This is a genomic window from Chitinophaga deserti (genome assembly GCF_003149455.1).
Classification (GTDB): Bacteria; Bacteroidota; Bacteroidia; order Chitinophagales; family Chitinophagaceae; genus Chitinophaga; species Chitinophaga deserti.
On sequence record NZ_QFFK01000009.1, the window covers coordinates 221,221 to 240,365 of the forward strand.

Genomic DNA, 19,145 nt, shown 5'->3' on the forward strand with positions numbered 1-19,145 from the left:
CGGTTTTGATTGGTTTTACCATCCCTGATTTTGCCTGAACTGGTCGTTGCGGCCGGCTACCTTATCTATTTCATTCTGAGGAATGGGCAGCCAGTAATCACGGTCTTTGTTCTTGTTGAATGTGCGCTTTTCCACCACGGGGTATTCGTAGGTTACGTTACCCTGGCCTATAACCTTTACGCCATGCACATCCCTGTTATCAACGATTTCCGCGATTTTCCAGCGGCGTACGTCCCAGAAGCGATGGCCTTCCAGTGCCAGTTCAACCCTTCTTTCATTCCGGATCTTTGCGCGGGTCTGCTCCTGCGTACCACCCAGGTATTCGGGCATGTTCACCCTTCCGCGAACTGCGTTGATGGCAGCATTTACTTCCGTAGCGGAACCACCGGCTTCGTTCTGTGCTTCGGCGTAGTTGAGGTACAATTCAGCGAGGCGGATCAGTACCCACTTACGGTCGGTAGCGCCGGTGAGGTTGAAGAGGTTCACGTTTTCGAGGAGGTATTTCCGGGGCCAGTAGTTGGAAACGATCTGTCCGGGCCGGGGTGCATCAGCGCCATTGGGATCCAGCTGGCGGCCTTTCCACATGGCACCGGGGTAGAGGATGGTGAATGCGAAACGCGGATCGCGGCCATCGTAGGGGCGCTGCGGATTGTATTCGGAAGCGGGATCGGTGATGGGTAGACCGGTTTTCTTCATTTCATAATCATCCACCAGCTCCTGCAGGGGAGTGATGTTACCGTATCCGCTGGCTCCGCGCGGGTTCATTTCCTGGTCAATACCACCATCGCGGTAAGCACCCGGAGCAGGACGGCTCCAGATTACCTCGCGGCTGAAATACTGGGTGAATGCATCGTTGTATTGTGGATTGAGGATGTAACCGTTATTCAGTGCAGTATCCAATGCTGCACGGCAGGCCTCGGCGGCCTGTGCCCAGCGGGAGGTAACGTTGCCGGGGTTGAAGAGCGGGCTGGCATTGTACAGCAGCAATCTTCCCTTGAGTGCAAGCGCAATGGTTTTGCTGCCACGGCCCCAGTTATTGGGCCTGTCTGTATATCCTGCGGGTAGCAGGGTAGCCGCTTCGTTCAGGTCGTTAACGATGGCCTGTACCACTTCCTGAATGGAGTTACGTTTGTAGTAAATGTCTTCAGGATTATCGAACGGGTTCTGTACCTGCGTAAGCAGGGGAACGTCGCCCCAGCGGATCACCAGCTGGAAGTAGTAGAACCCGCGCAGCAGGAGTACTTCACCACGCATACGCGCCTTACGTTGCGGATAGTTGGGATCGTTAGGGATGTTGTTGTAGTTGGCGAGGAAAGTGTTGCAGGAACGAATCTTGCCATAGTATTCCGCCCACAGCCCCTGCATGGGAAATGCCATGGGGCTCATGGAACTGGTATTGAAGCTTCCGGCATCGGGAGAGGTGGCGGTAGCGTCGATAGACTGATTTGTTTCGTCTGTAGCGCTGCCGAGTATCCAGGCGCCTCCGGGTTGGAAGAGGCCGGGGAGGCTTTGGTAGATAACGTTTACAAACTTTTCAGCATTCTCGATATTCCTGAACACTTCTGCCTCGGTAATCTTATCGCTGGGTTTGCGGTCCAGGAAATTCTTGTTGCATGCAAAAAGAGAGGGCAGCAACAGCCAGATGAATCGCTTTGTTATGCTAGTTATTTTCATGTTGCCAGTTTAGAGATTGATGGTAATACCTGCGTTATATACTCGCATGATAGGATAAGGCTGCCAGCCCCAGCGGTCGCCCGTGTTGGATTCAGGATCGATGCCAAGCTCGCGTACGCTATCCCAGCTGATGAGGTTCATACCGTTTACATAAATACGGGCATTCTTGATCTTCACGCGGCTGGTCCAGTCTCTGGGCAGGCGGTATCCGATCTCCACATTTTTCAGTTTAATGTAATCGGTATTACGTACCCAGAAGCTGGAGTTGATGAAGTTATTACCCATGTTGCTTTCGGAATAGTGCAGTGCGGGGAAGGTGGCGTTGGCAGCGTTCTCAGGCGTCCAGCGGCCTTCGTGGAAGGGGCGGTAGCTTTCACGGTAGTTCCACGTCAGCTGTGCAGAATAGATCTGCCGGCCACCGAGGGCACCCTGGAAGAGGGCACTCACATCCAGCCCTTTGTAGTTAATACCAAACGTGGCACCGAAGTAGCTGGTAGGTACGTTCATCATGGGCATCATCACACGGTCGGCTTCATTGATCACCCCGTTACCGTCGTAATCTTTGTACTTGAGATCACCGGGGATAAGGGGAGCGAATGTTTGTTTCGCGTGTTTGTTGATATCGTCCTGCGACTGGAAGAAGCCTTCGGATATATACCCCAGTTCATAACCGATAGGGTAACCGGCTTTGCTCTGATGGGCGTATTCCAGCTTGGGTTCATCCATGTCCAGTATCTTGTTTTTTACGTACTGGTAATTGATTTTGGCGAACACACCTACCCGGTCAATATCCAGGTTGATATGCAGGTCGGTTTCGATACCACGGTTCCTGATACGGCCGCGGTTACGGTTGATGGCTGCGGTGATACCAAGGTAGGAGGGGATGGTTCCGGCAGGCGTGAGAATGTCTGACCGCAGTTCACGGAACAGGTCCACATTCAGCTTGATCCTGTCTTTCAGGAATCCGGTTTCTATACCAAGATTGGTTTTGGCAGCTTTCTCCCAGGTAATGGCTGTATTACCGATCCTGCTTTCGTAATAACCACCAGTGCCGGTAGCCACGTTGCCAAAAGTGAACCCGTCGGTACGGGAGTAATCAGACATGTACAGCCAGCGGCCTCCGCCGATCTGATCGTTACCCACATAGCCATGCGAGAAGCGGAGCTTCAGGAAGCTCAGCGCGGTATTCTTCGGCATGAAATCTTCGTTACTGATCATCCACGCGGCAGATGCAGCAGGGAAGAAGCCAAAGCGCTTACCGGTGGGGAAGTTTTCGGAACCGTTATAACCCGCGTTGAATTCGAGGTAGTATTTTTTATCGTAGTTATAGGTGGCCCTGCCCACATAACCTTCATACACATATGGCAGATCGCCTGCCATAGCACGGTGGTTACGGTTAAAGAGGAACAATCCGCCCAGTGAATGCTTACCGAAATCACGGTCGTACATCAGCTTCAGGTCGTAGTAATAGTAACGTTGGCCGGATGCTGCACCGGAGCGTTGCAGGCTGGTAGCAGTGCGGTGCTGGAAATACTCACCATCGTGCGTACCGGGCTTCGATTTGTAGCGGTAGGAATCAAACTCCTGGTCGAGTGCGGTAATGATATCACCGAAGTTCTCGAAGGTGAACAGTCCTTTCACTTTCAGGCCGGGGGTGATGAAATCCAGCTTACGGGTCAGTGCCACAGAACCATTGGTACTGTGCCAGTAGGCATCGAGGTAACCGTTCTGGGTAAGCATGCCGTACAGGTTATAGAAATCCTCGCGCATGTTCCCGGAGGCAATGCTGCCATTGGGGTTGCGCACGGTAGTAAGGTTGTTGGTCATCTGCGACAGCACTACCCAGTACAGTTCTCCACCGGCACGGTCCAGGGATGGACTGGTACGGTTTTCCAGGCGGGAGGCCAGGTCTACCTGCAGGTCGGTGTTTTTGTCGAGCGTGATGTCTATGTTGGAGCGGAAGTTGAACCGGTCGTATTTGTATTTAACGCCGTAGATGTTCTGACTGGCGTTTTTGTACAGTGGTTCCTGGCGGATGTATGATCCGGAAACAAAATACCGTACATACTTCGATCCGCCGCTGATATTAACGTTGGCAGTCTTTTGGGGCGAATAGTCGCGCACCATTTCGTTGTACCAGTCGGTATTGGGATAATCGTAGGGTTTGAGGCCGGTACGGAAATATTCCAGTTCCTGTTCAGACCAGCGGGGCGCCATGCCATCATTTTTCGCGGCTTCGTTCTGGAGTTTACCGGAGCGGTAGGAATCCAGGAAGCGGGGGAAGGCAACGGGCTGCTGAACGGCAGATTGCAGGTTGATCTGGATATTGGGAGGCCCGTCCTGTCCACGGCGGGTGGTCACCAGTACGATGCCGTTGGCACCCTGGATACCGTAGAGGGCAGTGGAAGATGCGTCTTTCAGGATAGACACGGATTCTATCTCGTTGGCATCGAGCTGACCGAGATCGGCGTTACCACGTGGCAAACCATCGATCACCACCAGCGGGTTAGAGTTACCGGTGGTATTGATACCTCTGATGAAGAGCTGCGAATAATCGGAGCCGGGGCGGCCGCTGCGTTGTGTGGTGATGAGACCTGGAAGACGGCCGGCGAGCGCATTGGTGAGGTTGGCTACCGGGCTCTGCTTCAGCTCTTTGGTCTGGATGCTGCTGATAGCACCGGTAACGCTTTGGCGTACCTGCTTCTGGCCATAGCCGAGCACCACTACTTCGTTCAGTCCTGAGCTGGAAGATTTGAGTACGATCGTGGGTAATTGGGTGCGGCCGTTAACCGGCACTTCTACCGGTTCGTAACCGATGTAGGAGATGATGAGTATGCCTTTGGGTGGAACGGAGAGAGAGAAGTTACCCCGTTCGTCGGTAGAGGTACCCTGACTGGTGCCTTTGAGCTGGATGCTCACACCGATCAGTTCGGTTTGTTCTGCCGAGGTAACCTTGCCTTTGACGGTAATTTTCTCTTCCTGTTTGGCGGGAGAGATCACTACTAGCCCGTCTTCAAGGATACGATAAGTAAGGGAACGGCCCTGGAGCACGCGGTCGAGCATGGCGGGGAGGGTGGCGTTATCGAATTTGACATCCACCTTTTCCGCGGCGGGGAAGGTTTTGATATTGTAAAGAAATCGGTAAGTGCTTTTCGTTTCAATCCACTCCAGCAGCTTTTTAAGTTCTATCTGCCGGCTTTCGATAGAGAACCGGTTTTGCGAATATCCCACGGCGGCCTGCAATTGCAGAACGGTTACGGTCATGAGAATCAGGCATAGCTTCATAAACAGTAATGTTTTTCGCAAGAAATGCTTGGGTAATGCTGGTTTTGAACGCAGCGATTTTTTCATAAATTTGGATTGAGTGTTAGACAATTTGAAACAATAAGCTTCCCGCACGGAATCGTTGTTTCTTTCCATGTTTAGCATAAGGGGGTAGTGTGCCAGCACTATCCCTTTTTAATTGAATGGCGGCCGGAGAGTGTTTAGCCTGATGTGTTTACTGGTGTGAATCCTTCCATAGCTGTAATTTGATGGTTGACGTTATTGCTGAATAAATACGGTGTCTCCTCTCATGTCGTACGTGAAATTAGCGATGAGCTGCAGGGCTTTAAGGGCCCGTGTAATGTCTTCTTTGCGAAATTCCCCTGAAAAACGGTTGTCGTTAAGGCTGGCATCCCGGATGATGATACGCTTGTCGTACCACCTTTCCATGGTTTTGGCCAGTTCAGTGAACGACTGGTCCCTGAACTGAAGGCGGCCTTTCCGCCATAGTGATTCATTAACGATAGTATCTTTTATTGTGTTTGCTGTGTTTTCGAGTAATGCATAGAAAGCGCCCCAGTCCTGCCCCTGTGCACCCGGTGTGGCTTTCCTGGTGAGGAGCAGCTTCTGGCCGGGGGAGAGTAACTGGCGCTGGGAAGGCTGGTTACGCAGGGCAACGGCTATTTTACCATCCACGAGGGTAGTTTCGAGGGCGGCATCTTCGTCGTAGGCTTTCAGGTTAAAGGAGGTGCCCAGTACCTGGACAGACAGGTCGTTTGTATGAATGATAAACGGCTGCTTCTGGTTGGGGGATACTTCGAAATAGCCTTCGCCGCGTAGGAATACCTCGCGGCCGTTTTTCCTCATGTCTCCTGCATATTCGAGAGAGCTGCGTACGTTGAGCCATACGCGGCTGCCATCGGGGAGTTCCACGAAGGAGCTGTTGCCGGCGGGGGCAGTAGCCACAAGCATGGCAGGCTGGCGGGTGAACCAGAATGCAGCGGTGCCGGCAAGGATCAACGCTGCAGCAGCTGCGGCCTTCCACCAGCGGGGAGCCATGCGGCGGACGGGAGCAGGTTCCAATGCAGGCATTTCCCCTTCTTCCCGCAGGCGGGCAGCAATGCTGTCGTATACCGCTGAGATCCGGGGAGCAGGGTCGGGGGCAGTATCTCCGAGGGGAGATTCGTACCGCTCGTACCAGCTTTCAAGAAGCATTTTTTCTTCCGGTGTGCACTCGTTGCGGAGGTATTTATCCAGCAGTTGCAACAATTGTTGATCGTTCATTCGGGCGCTTGTGTTTCTATAAGACACGGCAGGGCATCCTTACCCTACCCCTTTTGGGCAAAAAATGGGGATCGTCCTGTTTTTTCTCCTATTTTTACTCCAGATCATGGGATATACCGCACTGTCTGATAAGGAACTGGTGACGTTGCTGGCCGGGAACGATGCACGGGCATTCGAGGTGCTGTACCAGCGCCATGCGGGTGCGATGTACCAGTTTGCCTATAAGAAAGTGCCGGTTCAGGCCATCGTAGAAGATCTGCTGCAGGAAGTATTCGCCAATTTATACCGCCGCCGGGCCGAGCTTTCCCATATCGAAAACATCCGCTCCTATCTGTATAATGCCCTCCGTAACCGGATCTTTAATGAGTTACGGAATTCACTGTTACACGAACAGCACCATGCCCAGATGCCGCCCGAACAGGTAACGGCCCTTCACATCAATTACGATCTGCAGCAGCTGGAAAAGGTATTTGCTGCCGCGCTCGACAAGTTAACGGAACGCAGCCGGGAAATTTTTCTCCTCTCCCGGAGAGATCACCTTTCTTATAAAGAGATCGCAGAGCGGCTCGGCATATCCGTAAAAGCGGTGGAGAAGCACATGAGCCGGAGTTTAGGCGTAATGCGGGATGAACTGAAAGATTTTGGGGTGCTGGGAATTGTTGCGGTAATGACCGTTATGAAGTGAGTTTACAGCCCCGGGATGTTTCAGGAACATCTTATTCACCCTTTTTATATTATCATTTATCTATATAGAAATGTGTACTGTTCACAGGTTGCCGGTGAGGTATTTAGGCGTATGGTAAAATGATATAGGATATGAAGATTTCAGTTACGGCCGGAATCGGTATTTTTTCCCTGTTACTATGTTTAATAATTCAATTGCATGCGCAGGAAGCTCCTGCTGCTAAAGGTTTTGTATTGAAGGGGCACCTCAGCGGGCTGCCCGATGGTGCTGTGTTGTATTTGACGAATGCCGGGGAGGATACCGTTCACAAAGCCATTTCCAAAGGGGAAGATTTCAGGTTCACCGGCAGAATGCCTTTTGGCGCGGATTTCTATTACCTGAAGGTAGCCCCCTCACTGAACCCGGTGCATAAAAGCAAAGCATTGTGGCTGGAGAACTCGGTGATAGCGCTGGCTGGTGATGTAACTGCCCTTGATGAAATTAAGCTGACAGGCTCCGGTGCTCATGATGAATACCTGCAATACCTGGGCCTCCTCGCAACGGCAAAAGATAATGATGTAACGGAGATCACTGCATTTATCAGATCTAAACCTGCTTCTTCTTTTGTTCCCTTTATTATTACCCGGCTGATCAATTTATATCCGTTAGACACTGTAAAGTCTTTCTACAGCAACATGACCCCGGCTGTAAAGAAGAGCCAGTTTGGCTCGAAAGTAAATTTAGAGATCGCCCGCCGTGAGAACTTTCCCGCATTTTACAAAGAAGGCCCCAAAGGCAATGTGGTCCCTAATTTCGGGATTGTAAATCCGGGAGGCGGGGCACAGGCGCTGCATGATGTGCTGGCAAAGCATAAGCTGACGCTGGTGGATGTGTGGGCCAGCTGGTGTACGCCCTGCCGGGAGGCAGTTCCGGAGTTAATGGAAGTAAGGGAGAAAATGAAGAGCAGGGGCTTTGATATCATAGGTCTGTCTGTAGATGATAATGAAGCCGCGTGGAAGAAAGCAGTGGCAGAAGATAAAACGCCCTGGATGCATTTTATCGATAAGTTTTCTGATGGAGCCAGCGGGGTGATGGGAGTATGGAATTTACCTGCCTACTTCCTCATTGATCGGCATGGAAAGATATTGTATCTGCAGAATATGGTAATTCAGCAGGCCGGAGAAAAGCCTTTAACGGATAAGGCATTTGTCGGGAATAGCCGCCTGTTGCCGCTGGTAGACAGTTTACTGCATCAGATTGAACGGAACGAACCCATCTGAGGCCGGACGAGGATGTAAAAAAATGCGAAAGAGCTGTGTGTACAACCCTTTCGCAGATGAGGTGTGCGCTATTAGTTCCATGTAGGTTTGTACAGAATTTCATGCACTACCCATTTAGCAGTAACACCACTAATGGAGAATTGGCTGACGTTTGGGAGGTAATCAAAAGTTTCAGTGAGCTTAATGCAACTGTAAAAGTTACTGTTTAAGCTGCCCAGCGTGGTGAGGGTGGAGGGGGTGGCATCCAGGTATTTGATGGCATTGGTAACGATGGCGGCTTCAACAGTAGCCCGCGGGTCAGCAATGTCCGGGGTATAGAAATAAGTACCCGCGGCATTTTGAAGTACCACATTTCTGAAACAGGAGGTAACGGAACGTTTTCCAAGTGCGTTGGCATTGAGGGCAAAGGTGGCACCAATCGTCAGGATAGCAACAGCCATAGCTGTGAATTTGAACTTTGTCATTTTTGTCTTTTTAAATTGTTAACGAGTATACAGTCTGTGTGGCAAGTCAGGGATCAACTTGCTTATGGAACAATCAGCGAGTTATTTTCAGCTTGTTTTTACCTTCCGGTTAAGGGCGAATGTGATGCCCGCTATTACCGTGAGCAGGGCATTGAATGCAATGTGCTGCGGCCAGCTCAGCCAGGCTACGGCTCCGCCACAACTACATGGCAAATGGGGCAGTGTAATCATCATATACACTACGTATCCTGTAAAAAAAGCCATTAATACAGCAGATGCTGCGAGGCCTGCCTGCCGGGTTTTGTTGAATATGAGCGCAATGGCAATTACAATTTCCAGCACCGGAGCTGCATAGGAAACAAGCCGCGCATGTTCACTGAATATGGAATGTTGCTGAAGGTTGATCTCAAAACTGAGCCTGTCGATTAGCTTGGAAATACCAGTGTATAATAATACAATCAATAGGATGGCAACAAATGATTCGATTATGATCGGCTTCCAGGCCGCAGGGGCATGGTTAGCTGGCAAGTGCTCATGCTGCTGTGTCATATGTATGCGTTATTTGGGCAATAGGATCATCATGCTTATTTATGAAAGCAGATATAAATTACAAAGAAGCAAAAGGAAGATTTCGCACTACACGATAAATCGTATGTCGTCTTTTATTTTCAGCGATCAACGGAATTCATGTCTTAATGTATGGCTTGTCTAAAACTTTAATGCTTCAAAACTATTACAAGCCACTGCAAACAGGGCGCAGTGGGTGATAAATTTAAAATCCATAATATTTGATAGTTGATATCATTATAACTTATTAATAAAGAGTTATTTACTTATATTTTGCCTCCGGCTTTCAACAGGATGTACTGCTAATTTACGAATTCGCGTTAACAAACTAATAACATATATTGGCAGTCGTTTTCATTACTTTATTAAAGTATTATTGACATGGATTTTTTCTCCCTGTTTACGCCTGCAATTATCTCCCTTCCCTCCAATTTAACGCGTTCCCCCGTTTCATGAATAATGTTACCGACAGCGGTGTGCAATTAAAGAAATCGCCCATGGATAAAATCTACATCAATACGCATTGTTGTAGCAGATGGTTGTTTGTATTAACGCTAATATTTCTGGCTCCCGTTACGCTAAGGGCAAATATCCTGCAGGACACAGGCCGTATCACGCTACAGGTTACTGCACAGCCTATGGAAACAGTTATCCGGATGATTGAAAAGCAAACAGGGAAAACTTTTTACTATGGCACCAAAGCCAAACCGGAATCCAGACCGGTTACCATGCATGTTAAGAATGCAACCCTGCCGGATGTACTGAGCATGCTGTTCCAGCATCAGCCTGTTCAATGGAGGATCGGGAAAGATTACATCGTGTTAATACCTGCCAAAACACCTCCGGCCGGGATTGCCCGGGATAGCCTTGGCATCACACCCCTGGCCGGTATGGTAGTCAGCAGCGATGGCACACCGTTGCAGGGCGCCACTGTAGTTTCAAAAAACGGTAATGCAGGTACGATTACGGATGACGATGGCCGTTTTGTATTAAGCGGGATACAGGGTAATGAAGCACTCGTATTTTCATCTTTAGGCTTTGCCACCCGCCAGGTGAAAGCAGGCGGTAAAAGTTTCCTCCATGTTGTCCTGGATTCTGCTGTCAGTGAAATCAGGGCGGTTGAAGTTGTATCTACCGGTTATCAGCATATCCCCAAAGAACGGGTAACGGGGAGTTTCGTTTTACTCGACAGCAAAATCCTGAACCGTACACCTTCCGTTAACATACTCGACAGGATCAGGTACGTAACCAATGGACTGAACTACGTTATGCCCCAGATGCATGGTTTTACCAGGACCAGCTACATGATACGTGGCGTAAGTACCATCAACGCCGGAAGAAGCCCGCTGATCGTTATTGACGGATTCCCATATGAGGAAGGTGATAATCCGGAAGAGATAATCCGAAGGCTGAACCCTAATGATGTAGAATCCATTACGGTTTTGAAAGATGCGGCAGCAGCTTCTATCTGGGGCGCCCGGTCGGGAAACGGCGTTATTGTCATCACCACCAAAAGAGGGAAATACAACGCTAAGCCTGAATTAAACATTACCGCATACCTGTCTGCAACAGAGCGGCCACACCTGGATAAATTATCCGTTATCAGTTCTGCAGATGCCGTTGCTTTTGAGAAAAGGCGTTTCGCTACCGGATTTTTCAATAGCTATGACGACAGCTATCCTTCCGGCAGTTACTTCCCGGTGGCTTCTCCTGCTGTTGAATTAATGCTGGCCGCGCGGCGCGGTGAGATGACGGGTGCAGAACTGGAAACATCGCTTGCAGATCTGGGTAACCATTCTGTATGGGATGATGTATCGCGGTACATGACCCGGCCTGCATTTACCCAGCAATACAATGTCAGTTATAAAGGCGGAAGTGACCGCTCTTCTTATTATTTCTCCGGAGGGTACGACCGTAGCCGGCTGGATGTTGCCAATACCAACAGCGAGCGTTTCACATTCGACATTAATAATTCTTTTAAGATCAGCAGGTTTGTTGAAGTGGGGTACGTTGTCAATTATGCCAATACTACCGACCGGCAGCCTGAGCTGAACTACCGCCAGCTGCTTCCTGTAACCTCCGGCGAAGAATGGCTGGCGCCTTATACCGCATTGGCAGATGCGGCCGGAAATGCGTTGCCAATCCCTTTTACCCGCGGGCTCCGGAAGAAGTATATCGATACCCTGCGCGCACCGGGAATACTGGATTGGAATTACCGTCCGCTGGATGAACTGGATAATGTCAGTATCAAAACAAAGGGCGATAACCTCCGGGTGGGTACGAACATCCGGATAAATATCGTAAAAGGATTATCTGCAGATGTAAAAGGGATGATTCATAAGCTGAACAGCAGGGAAGATCTGCTGTACACACTCGCTTCATTCGATTCCCGGGATAATATCAACCGTTTTTCTTTCCAGGACCAGATCACCGGGAATATGGTTTATCCTTATCCTTTGGGTGCAAGGCTTGTAATGCGGAACATAAAACAGAACTCTTTTAACTTACGCGGACAGCTAAACTATGAAAAGCAGTGGAACCAGCACCAGGTGAATATGCTGGCAGGAGGGGAGATCAGTGAAACGAAAACGGAAAGTAATATTTCCACCCTGTATGGTTACAATGAAGAAACCACAACGAATGCGCCGGTAGATTTTACACGTACATACCGTACACGGCCTTCAGGCGCCATGGCCATGATTTTGTCGGGCAGCGGGGTTACCAGTTATTTAAACAGGTTTCTTAGTTACTACGGTAACTTTTCATATGCATACGCACAGCGGTATACGCTCACGGGCAGCATTAGATGGGATGCCGCGAATTTGTTTGGTGTGAATGCAAACGACAGGAGAGTGCCTTTATGGTCTGCCGGTATGGCCTGGAACATCCTGAAGGAACCCTTCATGCAGCAATCGCCGGCCCTGAATCAGCTGAACCTCCGGTTTACTTATGGCTGGAATGGTAATCTGCTGAATTCGGCGTCTGCATTACCCGTTATCTCATACCGCAATATCGTGAATGCATACCAGGCTATCCCGGATGCTATCATCCTCAGGCCGCCTAATCCCAACCTTACCTGGGAAAAGGTGAAGACCTGGAACATAGGACTGGATTTTTCGCTGCTGAACCGCCGCTTAGGTGGTGTAATCGAATATTACCAGAAGAATGGGGAAGATCTGATCGGGCCCATCGTCAACGATATTACCAAAGGGTTCTCCAATTATCTGGGGAATTATGCGACTGTAAAAGGCAAAGGGGTGGATGTACAGATCAATGCTGTGCCTATCGAAACTTCACAGTTTAACTGGCGAAGCATTTTCAACTTCAGTTTCAATACCAATAAAACCAGCAGGTACGAATATACGAGCCCGGGTATGCTGGAAGATGCAGGTACTTACCTGGTAGGGACTTCTCCCATTGTTGGCAGCTCGTTGTTTGATATGTATGTATACCGGTGGGGAGGACTGAATGCCCAAAATGGCGATCCGCAGGGCTACCTGGCGGATACACTGGCTTCATACGACCAGGTAATGAAAGGGAAGAATACCCGTCCGAAGGATCTGATAAAAGTCGGCTCAAGGGTGCCCCGGATCTTTGGAAATTTTCTGAATAGCGTTGCATGGAAAGATATCGCCTTGTCTTTTAACATTCGCTATAACCTGGATTATTATTTCCAGCGCCCTTCCATATACTACGATGAACTGTTGAATAACTGGACAGGTCATAGTGATTTCGCCAACAGGTGGCAGCAGCCGGGCGATGAAAGAATAACAAGCATTCCGTCAGAGTCGCTCAGCAATAATGCGCTCAGGGATTTGTTCTACAGGCAGTCTTATATTCTGGTGGAAAAAGGAGACAACATCCGGCTGCAGGATGTTGTATTGGAATATACACTGCCACAGCGGTTGGTCAACCGCAATATTGCAGGGATCACATTAAGAGCCATGGCTTCCAACCTGGGAATTATCTGGCGTGCCAACGGGAAGGGGCTTGATCCTGAAAACCTGAATTACCCGGCATCGAAGAGTTACACGTTCAGCGCGATTGTAAGATTATAATATTTTGAATACAGCTCATGAGGACAATCATCCGATACATAGTGATAGCAACCGGACTGCTGATAGTTACCGCCCTGCAAGGGTGCATGAAAGAATGGCTGGATGCAAAATCTGACAGTGCTATCGCCAGTCCGGCTACAATTGCCGACTTCAGGGCTATGCTGGATAACCCGGATAACCTGTATATGAATACCGGTTATCTGGCAGAAGTAGCCACAGATCATGATACACTAAGCGGGGATTTCTGGACCTCTTACGAGCGCTCGTATTTTGGAAATGCCATGAGCTGGACTGAAATTGTACCCTATCAGGAAAACTACGACTGGTCTGCCATGTATCCGGGCATCTTTCATACAAACGTAATACTCACAGGACTGAATAAATTAGGAGACGGCGCGGCAGTAAGGGAATTGAAAGGGGAAGCATTGTATCACAGGGGGTACTTTCATTATTGCCTGGCTTCCACATTTGCGCATCCTTACGATCCTGCCAATCTTTCCGATGAATTCGGGATTCCGGTAAGAACGAGCGATGATCTGAGCATACCGGTACAGCGGGCTACGGTAGGGGATACTTACAAACAGATTCTGGCAGATGTAACTGCTGCTGTTCAGCTGCTGCCGGAGCATTCTGCAGAAATATTTCGTCCTACCCGGCGATCGGCCTGGGGCCTGCTTTCCCGGATATATTTATCCATGCAGGTGTACGACAGCGCACAAAAGTATGCGGATCTCTATCTTGCCAAATATCCTGCATTACTTGATTTTAATACGCTGGACTCTACCCTTCCATATATAGCACTGAATGTGGAAGTGGGTAGCCTGCACTATTTCCAACAGGGATCAGTGTATTACTTTGGCATAGCGAAAAGCTTATACCAAAGGTATGAGCCGAACGATCTGCGTTCCATAATCTACTTCCAGGTGGTGGATGGCATCGCCAATTTCAAAGGCAGTTACAGCCGTTCTGATGTAGACTGTTATGCCGGAGTGGCTACAGATGAAATGTATCTCAACTTCGCAGAGTGTCTTGCACGGAAAGGAGAGGTCCTCAGATCTATGCACTATCTCAATACCCTTCTCCGTACACGGTATAGAGTTGTTAACGGCGTAAGTACTTATATCAATAAAACTGCTAACACTACCGATGAAGCGCTCCGGATTATCCTTGAAGAAAGGGAGAAAGAGCTGGTAAGAAGAGGGACGCGCTGGAGCGATCTCCGCAGGCTCAATAATGATCCCCGCTTCGCCAAAACGCTCACGAAAACACTGGGTGGTAAAACATATACCCTCGCTCCTAACAGTGACAGGTACACTTTCCCCATTCCGAGAAATGTGATTACTAAATCTGGTGTCAAACAAAACCCCGGCTGGTAACTTTCCTTCTGCCATTAATAAACTGAACCACCTTGCAGATGATTGTGAGGTGGTTTTTTATTTTATGGTACAGATGGGATGGGTTGTTTCAGTTAATTGACGAACACAGCAATAAGGTGTAGTTCTAATTGGATTAGGATGGTATTACAAGCTTGTTTGAAGCAGGTATCTATGTAGCGTCTATGTAGCGTCTACGCGACAACTACGAGGGAACCTGCAATAATGTTTGGAGATGAGGTGGACTTGATGCGGAGGTGATGCGGAAGTGATGCGGAGGCGGGGTGTTAGTGATAGCAGGCAGTAAAAGTGAAGATCGGGTGCCTGTGGCCCATGGCATTGGCTGGCGGAGGAGTGGCCTGCCGGGTAGATTTGGGTTCCATATTATCTGATAATGAATTATTTATAACAAAAACTCGCTATTATGGCGGTTTGCTATTCCCGCTGGATGAGAGGCTGTCCGTTTTGAATGGGAGCGGTGTTGCAGGTAGGTTCCGCTGGCATTGGGGTTAGTTTCTTACGGGGCGCTGTTTTGGTGAGGGGTGCCAGTAATGGTTTGTCTTCCACAACGGTCAGGATATCTGCTACTTCGAACTTCCGGTCGCGGATATCAAAATCTTCCCAAAAGAACTTTATCTGTACCACTACTACCAGGGTGCCTTTGCCGGGTACGTTTATCCACAGGTCTGCGCCTTCGAATTGGTGGAAGTGTTGGACGGGCCGGATCAGATCAATGTTGATCCGGGCAGTATCTGTACCAGAAACGGTACGGGTGCTGAAGTCGATCCGGGAAGCGATCACTTTTATCTCCATGCGTACTGCATCTTCACAAGTTGTCAAAGGCTGTGGGGGGATGTGGAGCTTACCGTCATTGGAGAACACAGGCAGTTTTCCGAAGAACTTACTGAGACCGGTGTGACCATTGAATCGGAAGCCTTTGAGGCCTGCGTGGTTATTTCTGCCGGCTGCTACAATGTAGCTGTTCAGGCGGTTTACCAGCATCCGGTCGGGGTGGATGTCTAATTCAGGCGTAAAGGCGCTGCGGATAAGTGCTCCTTTACGGCTGGCTGCGCCGAATGTTTTGGCAGCACGGCGGGTATTATCCGTTTGCCGGACTGTTTGTGGTACGGTGCGCAAACAGTGCTTGCCGTTGCGCTTGTAAGAGATGACATTACCGAGTTTACCGGTGAACGGCATCATAGCATCTAAGATTGCCATAATAATAAGTTTTTGTTATTGCTGAAATTACGACAACCGTATCTGAGCGGCGGCAGGGGGAATTGGAGGATATTCAATGTCATAGTATTACGGATTGAATAACGACGCAGGCTAACAGTATTGAGGCTTGAATAATTTCGAAGGTGAGAGTATCAGGGTTTAGAGGTTTTCGAAAAATGGGACATGATTATATCTGATGTAACGTATATGGTGGATGGGTGAAATCCTGCGGGATAGGAAATGTGAGGAAGGTTATAAAAGAAAAAACCTGTCGTGAAGACAGGTTTTTTCTTTCGTGGAGGATAGCGGGTTCGAACCGCTGACCTTTCCGGAAGCCTTCGGAACGCTTTGTCCATTTAGAGATATCCCCAAATGCAAAAAGCCTTGCAGAAAAACTGAAAGGCTTTTTTTCGTGGAGGATAGCGGGTTCGAACCGCTGACCTTTCCGAACGCCTTCGGAACGCTCTGTCCATTTAGAGATATCCCCAAATGCAAAAAGCCTTGCAGAAAAACTGAAAGGCTTTTTTTCGTGGAGGATAGCGGGTTCGAACCGCTGACCTCTTGCATGCCATGCAAGCGCTCTACCAAACTGAGCTAATCCCCCGTTGAATGGAGTGCAAAAATAGGGGCTTTTTCCAAAATTCAAAAAAATACTTTGAGAATTTTTTCGCGGGAGGAGAAAGGCATATATCCGGAAGAATATTCATATATCAAATCGAAGGCTTCAGCCATCTCTTCTCTCACTTCCGCGGATTCGCCCGCTGTATTGCCGGAAAATGATTGTAATTGAAGATCACTTAATGAAAATGTAGCTACAACTATGAAACACATTACAACCGTATTCAAGAAATTCACCGACTTTAACGGTCGTGCCAGCAGGGCAGAATTCTGGACATTCTTCCTGTTCAACATTATCCTTTCCTATGCCATCACACTCGGACTGGGCGCCATCCTGGGCCAGGTAATTGCCAGCATCCTCAACCTGATCGTATCACTGGTTTTGTTACTACCGGGTGTTGCCGTGGCTATCCGCCGTATGCATGATGTGAATAAAAGCGGTTGGTACATGCTGATCCCGATATACAGCCTTATCCTCGCACTTACCGAAGGGGATAAGTCCGTTAATAATTATGGCCCGGATCCCTACAGCGACGGTGCTCCGCTTTTTGACTTCGAAAATCAAAACCAGCCTAAATAATACATCCCTGATTATAAAGAAAAGCCCTGCAACCGCGGGGCTTTTCTTTATTATAAACGTACCTGTATCCCGTCTCTCCCTTCATTTCCTTCCGGCGAAATTCCGTATTTTCATCACGGAATTATGAAGATCCTCATCATCGAAGACGAAAAAGCCCTCGGCCAAAGCATCGCCGACTATCTCCAGGCAGAGTCCTATACCTGTGAGCTTGTCGCTGATAAGCACACTGCGCTCCAGCGGATCGAGTCGTTCGATTACGACTGCATCCTCCTCGATATTTCTCTGCCCGACGGTAATGGCCTGCAGGTACTTAAAGCCCTCCGCGACAATAACAAAACAGACGGCGTCATCATTATTTCCGCCCGCGATGGTATAGACGACCGGATTACCGGTCTTCAGCTCGGGGCCGATGATTACCTCGTGAAGCCTTTCCACCTCTCCGAACTAAGTGCCCGAATTGCTGCAGTGATCCGCCGCCGCAGGTTTTCCGGATCTTCCATTATCGAAGCTGCCGGTCTTACGGTAGATACCGCCGCCAGAACCGTGCGCGCCGGGCAGCAGCTGGCAGACCTTACGCGGTCGGAATACGATCTGTTGCTGTATCTCCTCACCAACCGGAACCGCGTAGTTTCCAAACATGCCATTGCAGAACATCTTTCCGGGGATGGCGAAGGGTTGTTCGATAACTATGATTTCATTTATGCCCACATGAAAAATCTTAAAAAGAAACTCATGCAGGCCGGATGGGCCGATCGTATCAAAGCGGTATACGGCATGGGTTATAAACTCGAAGCTTAATAAACTGATTGCTGATGAAGCTGCTGAATAAAACACTTCAATACTACTTCTGGCTATCCATAGTACTTCTTATGGTAGCTATTCCCGTGTTTTATTTCGTGCTGCAGCGGATTGTGATCTCCAATATCGACGCCAGCCTTGTTGCCTCTAAAACTGAGCTGATACCCCGCCTGCGTGTGATGGAGATTCATCCCGGAACCCCGCAGCCGCGGCTGGAAGATGGGGTTACTCTGGAAAAGGCGCCCCGGCAACCGGGTGGGGATTCGCTGTACACGACAGACAAATACCGTCTCCTCACTTCCTACCTTGTCATCAACCAGGAAACGTACCGGCTGCAGATCAAATCTTCTCTGGCCGATCATCAGCGGCTGATAGGCAGTATTATCATCCTGCAATCAGTATTACTGATCCTGCTGCTATCGGGCCTGCTGCTCATCAATCAATCCCTCGCACGCCGCATCTGGAAGCCGTTTTACCAAACCCTCCGGAAGCTGCGGGCGTATAAGGTGGATGATCCCGGGCCATTGCAGCTTACGCCATCCGGTATCACTGAATTCGCGGAGCTGAATACCGCGGTGGAGCAACTGGCGGAAAGAAGCCGTCAATCCTACCTTTCCCAGAAAGAGTTTGCAGAGAATGCTTCGCACGAACTGCGTACTCCGCTTGCCGTGTTCCAGGGCAAACTGGAAATGCTCATGCAAACCAGTCCGCTTTCAGAGCAGCAGGCCATGCTGATCAGTGAGCTGGCGGACGCCAGTCACCGTATGGCCCGCCTTAACAAAGGGCTTCTGCTGCTGACGCGTATTCAAAACGGACAGTTTCCTGAAACTGCGGAGGTTTCCGTCCGCGATGCTGCACGGCACCTTCTTGCCCAATACGAGCCGCAAATTTCGCAGCAGCGGCTGAGTGTGGAGGAAGACTGGCTGGACGAGCTGAAGGTGACCATGAGCCCTAATTTGCTGGAAGTGCTGCTGGGTAACCTGCTTTCCAATGCTATCAGGCATAATGTGGCAGGAGGAAAGCTGGTGGTGAAGGGTGCTAACGGAGCATTGACCATCAGTAATACCGGCCAGCCATATCCTTTGCCCGAAGAGCGTATTTACCAGCGCTTTGCCAAGAATAGTAAAGATGCGGAATCAATGGGGCTGGGCCTCGAGATCGTACGTAAAATATGCGACCTGTATGGGTTTGAAGTAAAATACCGCTGGGAGAACATGCTGCACAGCTTCCAGGTGATAATGAAAAGTTAAAATCCTCCATCTTTCCCCCGATATTCAGAATGTATTCAGAATGCCATGGCAGT

13 protein-coding genes and 1 tRNA gene are annotated in these 19,145 nt (G+C 49.4%); 7 read left to right on the forward strand and 7 right to left on the reverse strand.

Annotated features, from left to right (window positions below; all coding sequences use genetic code 11):
- Positions 1-15: 15 nt before the first annotated feature.
- The 3 genes from DEV76_RS20700 to DEV76_RS20710 all read right to left on the reverse strand — a co-directional run bounded on the left by DEV76_RS20700 (position 16) and on the right by DEV76_RS20710 (position 6,222).
- On the reverse strand, positions 16-1,674 hold the full coding sequence (locus tag DEV76_RS20700) for a RagB/SusD family nutrient uptake outer membrane protein (RefSeq protein ID WP_109699839.1): 1,659 nt from the start codon (positions 1,672-1,674) through the stop codon (positions 16-18).
- Positions 1,675-1,683: 9 nt separating this feature from the next.
- Complete coding sequence (locus tag DEV76_RS20705; protein ID WP_157963020.1) at positions 1,684-4,959, reverse strand: TonB-dependent receptor; 3,276 nt, start codon at positions 4,957-4,959, stop codon at positions 1,684-1,686.
- A gap of 258 nt (positions 4,960-5,217) precedes the next feature.
- Complete coding sequence (locus tag DEV76_RS20710; protein WP_109699841.1) at positions 5,218-6,222, reverse strand: FecR family protein; 1,005 nt, start codon at positions 6,220-6,222, stop codon at positions 5,218-5,220.
- A 106-nt stretch (positions 6,223-6,328) separates the two neighbouring features.
- Between DEV76_RS20710 and DEV76_RS20715 the strand changes: the two genes are divergently transcribed.
- Positions 6,329-6,907: an RNA polymerase sigma-70 factor gene (locus DEV76_RS20715; RefSeq protein ID WP_157963021.1), complete on the forward strand. Its 579-nt coding sequence runs from the start codon at positions 6,329-6,331 to the stop codon at positions 6,905-6,907.
- 131 nt (positions 6,908-7,038) lie between these two features.
- The gene (locus tag DEV76_RS20720; protein ID WP_109699843.1) at positions 7,039-8,166 is read left to right on the forward strand and encodes a TlpA disulfide reductase family protein; all 1,128 of its coding nucleotides are present in this window, start codon (positions 7,039-7,041) and stop codon (positions 8,164-8,166) included.
- Between the two features lie 71 nt (positions 8,167-8,237).
- Here DEV76_RS20720 and DEV76_RS20725 read toward each other — a convergent pair whose 3' ends face one another.
- The gene (locus tag DEV76_RS20725; RefSeq protein ID WP_109699844.1) at positions 8,238-8,630 is read right to left on the reverse strand and encodes a hypothetical protein; all 393 of its coding nucleotides are present in this window, start codon (positions 8,628-8,630) and stop codon (positions 8,238-8,240) included.
- Positions 8,631-8,717: 87 nt separating this feature from the next.
- Entirely contained in the window at positions 8,718-9,179 is a 462-nt protein-coding gene (locus tag DEV76_RS20730; RefSeq protein WP_109699845.1) for a MauE/DoxX family redox-associated membrane protein, read from the reverse strand.
- Positions 9,180-9,649: 470 nt separating this feature from the next.
- Here DEV76_RS20730 and DEV76_RS20735 point away from each other — a divergent pair, with 470 nt between their 5' ends.
- Together DEV76_RS20735 and DEV76_RS20740 are read left to right on the forward strand one after the other, a co-directional pair.
- Positions 9,650-13,255, forward strand: a complete 3,606-nt coding sequence (locus DEV76_RS20735) for a SusC/RagA family TonB-linked outer membrane protein (protein ID WP_109699846.1) — start codon at positions 9,650-9,652, stop codon at positions 13,253-13,255.
- Between the two features lie 17 nt (positions 13,256-13,272).
- Entirely contained in the window at positions 13,273-14,631 is a 1,359-nt protein-coding gene (locus DEV76_RS20740; protein WP_109699847.1) for a RagB/SusD family nutrient uptake outer membrane protein, read from the forward strand.
- A gap of 432 nt (positions 14,632-15,063) precedes the next feature.
- Here the strand turns inward: DEV76_RS20740 and DEV76_RS20745 are convergent, their stop codons facing one another.
- Both DEV76_RS20745 and DEV76_RS20750 read right to left on the reverse strand, forming a co-directional pair.
- A complete protein-coding gene (locus DEV76_RS20745; RefSeq protein ID WP_109699848.1) occupies positions 15,064-15,846 on the reverse strand; it encodes a hypothetical protein in 783 nt (260 codons plus the stop codon).
- Between the two features lie 530 nt (positions 15,847-16,376).
- Positions 16,377-16,450: transfer RNA gene (locus DEV76_RS20750), tRNA-Ala, on the reverse strand.
- 216 nt (positions 16,451-16,666) lie between these two features.
- Between DEV76_RS20750 and DEV76_RS20760 the strand changes: the two genes are divergently transcribed.
- The 3 genes from DEV76_RS20760 (at position 16,667) to DEV76_RS20770 (ending at position 19,092) form a co-directional block, all read left to right on the forward strand.
- Positions 16,667-17,044 (forward strand): DUF805 domain-containing protein, encoded by a 378-nt coding sequence (locus DEV76_RS20760; RefSeq protein ID WP_109699850.1) that lies wholly within the window; start codon positions 16,667-16,669, stop codon positions 17,042-17,044.
- 123 nt (positions 17,045-17,167) lie between these two features.
- The gene (locus DEV76_RS20765; RefSeq protein WP_109699851.1) at positions 17,168-17,842 is read left to right on the forward strand and encodes a response regulator transcription factor; all 675 of its coding nucleotides are present in this window, start codon (positions 17,168-17,170) and stop codon (positions 17,840-17,842) included.
- Positions 17,843-17,856: 14 nt separating this feature from the next.
- On the forward strand, positions 17,857-19,092 hold the full coding sequence (locus DEV76_RS20770) for a sensor histidine kinase (RefSeq protein ID WP_109699852.1): 1,236 nt from the start codon (positions 17,857-17,859) through the stop codon (positions 19,090-19,092).
- The last annotated feature ends 53 nt before the right edge of the window (positions 19,093-19,145 follow it).

Bases quoted from the DNA above. Each gene is read 5' to 3' on its own strand.
- DEV76_RS20700 (WP_109699839.1), bottom strand. From the start codon at position 1,674: ATGAAAATAACTAGCATAACAAAGCGATTCATCTGGCTGTTGCTGCCC.
- DEV76_RS20705 (WP_157963020.1), bottom strand. From the start codon at position 4,959: ATGAAGCTATGCCTGATTCTCATGACCGTAACCGTTCTGCAATTGCAG.
- DEV76_RS20710 (WP_109699841.1), bottom strand. From the start codon at position 6,222: ATGAACGATCAACAATTGTTGCAACTGCTGGATAAATACCTCCGCAAC.
- DEV76_RS20715 (WP_157963021.1), top strand. From the start codon at position 6,329: ATGGGATATACCGCACTGTCTGATAAGGAACTGGTGACGTTGCTGGCC.
- DEV76_RS20720 (WP_109699843.1), top strand. From the start codon at position 7,039: ATGAAGATTTCAGTTACGGCCGGAATCGGTATTTTTTCCCTGTTACTA.
- DEV76_RS20725 (WP_109699844.1), bottom strand. From the start codon at position 8,630: ATGACAAAGTTCAAATTCACAGCTATGGCTGTTGCTATCCTGACGATT.
- DEV76_RS20730 (WP_109699845.1), bottom strand. From the start codon at position 9,179: ATGACACAGCAGCATGAGCACTTGCCAGCTAACCATGCCCCTGCGGCC.
- DEV76_RS20735 (WP_109699846.1), top strand. From the start codon at position 9,650: ATGAATAATGTTACCGACAGCGGTGTGCAATTAAAGAAATCGCCCATG.
- DEV76_RS20740 (WP_109699847.1), top strand. From the start codon at position 13,273: ATGAGGACAATCATCCGATACATAGTGATAGCAACCGGACTGCTGATA.
- DEV76_RS20745 (WP_109699848.1), bottom strand. From the start codon at position 15,846: ATGGCAATCTTAGATGCTATGATGCCGTTCACCGGTAAACTCGGTAAT.
- DEV76_RS20760 (WP_109699850.1), top strand. From the start codon at position 16,667: ATGAAACACATTACAACCGTATTCAAGAAATTCACCGACTTTAACGGT.
- DEV76_RS20765 (WP_109699851.1), top strand. From the start codon at position 17,168: ATGAAGATCCTCATCATCGAAGACGAAAAAGCCCTCGGCCAAAGCATC.
- DEV76_RS20770 (WP_109699852.1), top strand. From the start codon at position 17,857: ATGAAGCTGCTGAATAAAACACTTCAATACTACTTCTGGCTATCCATA.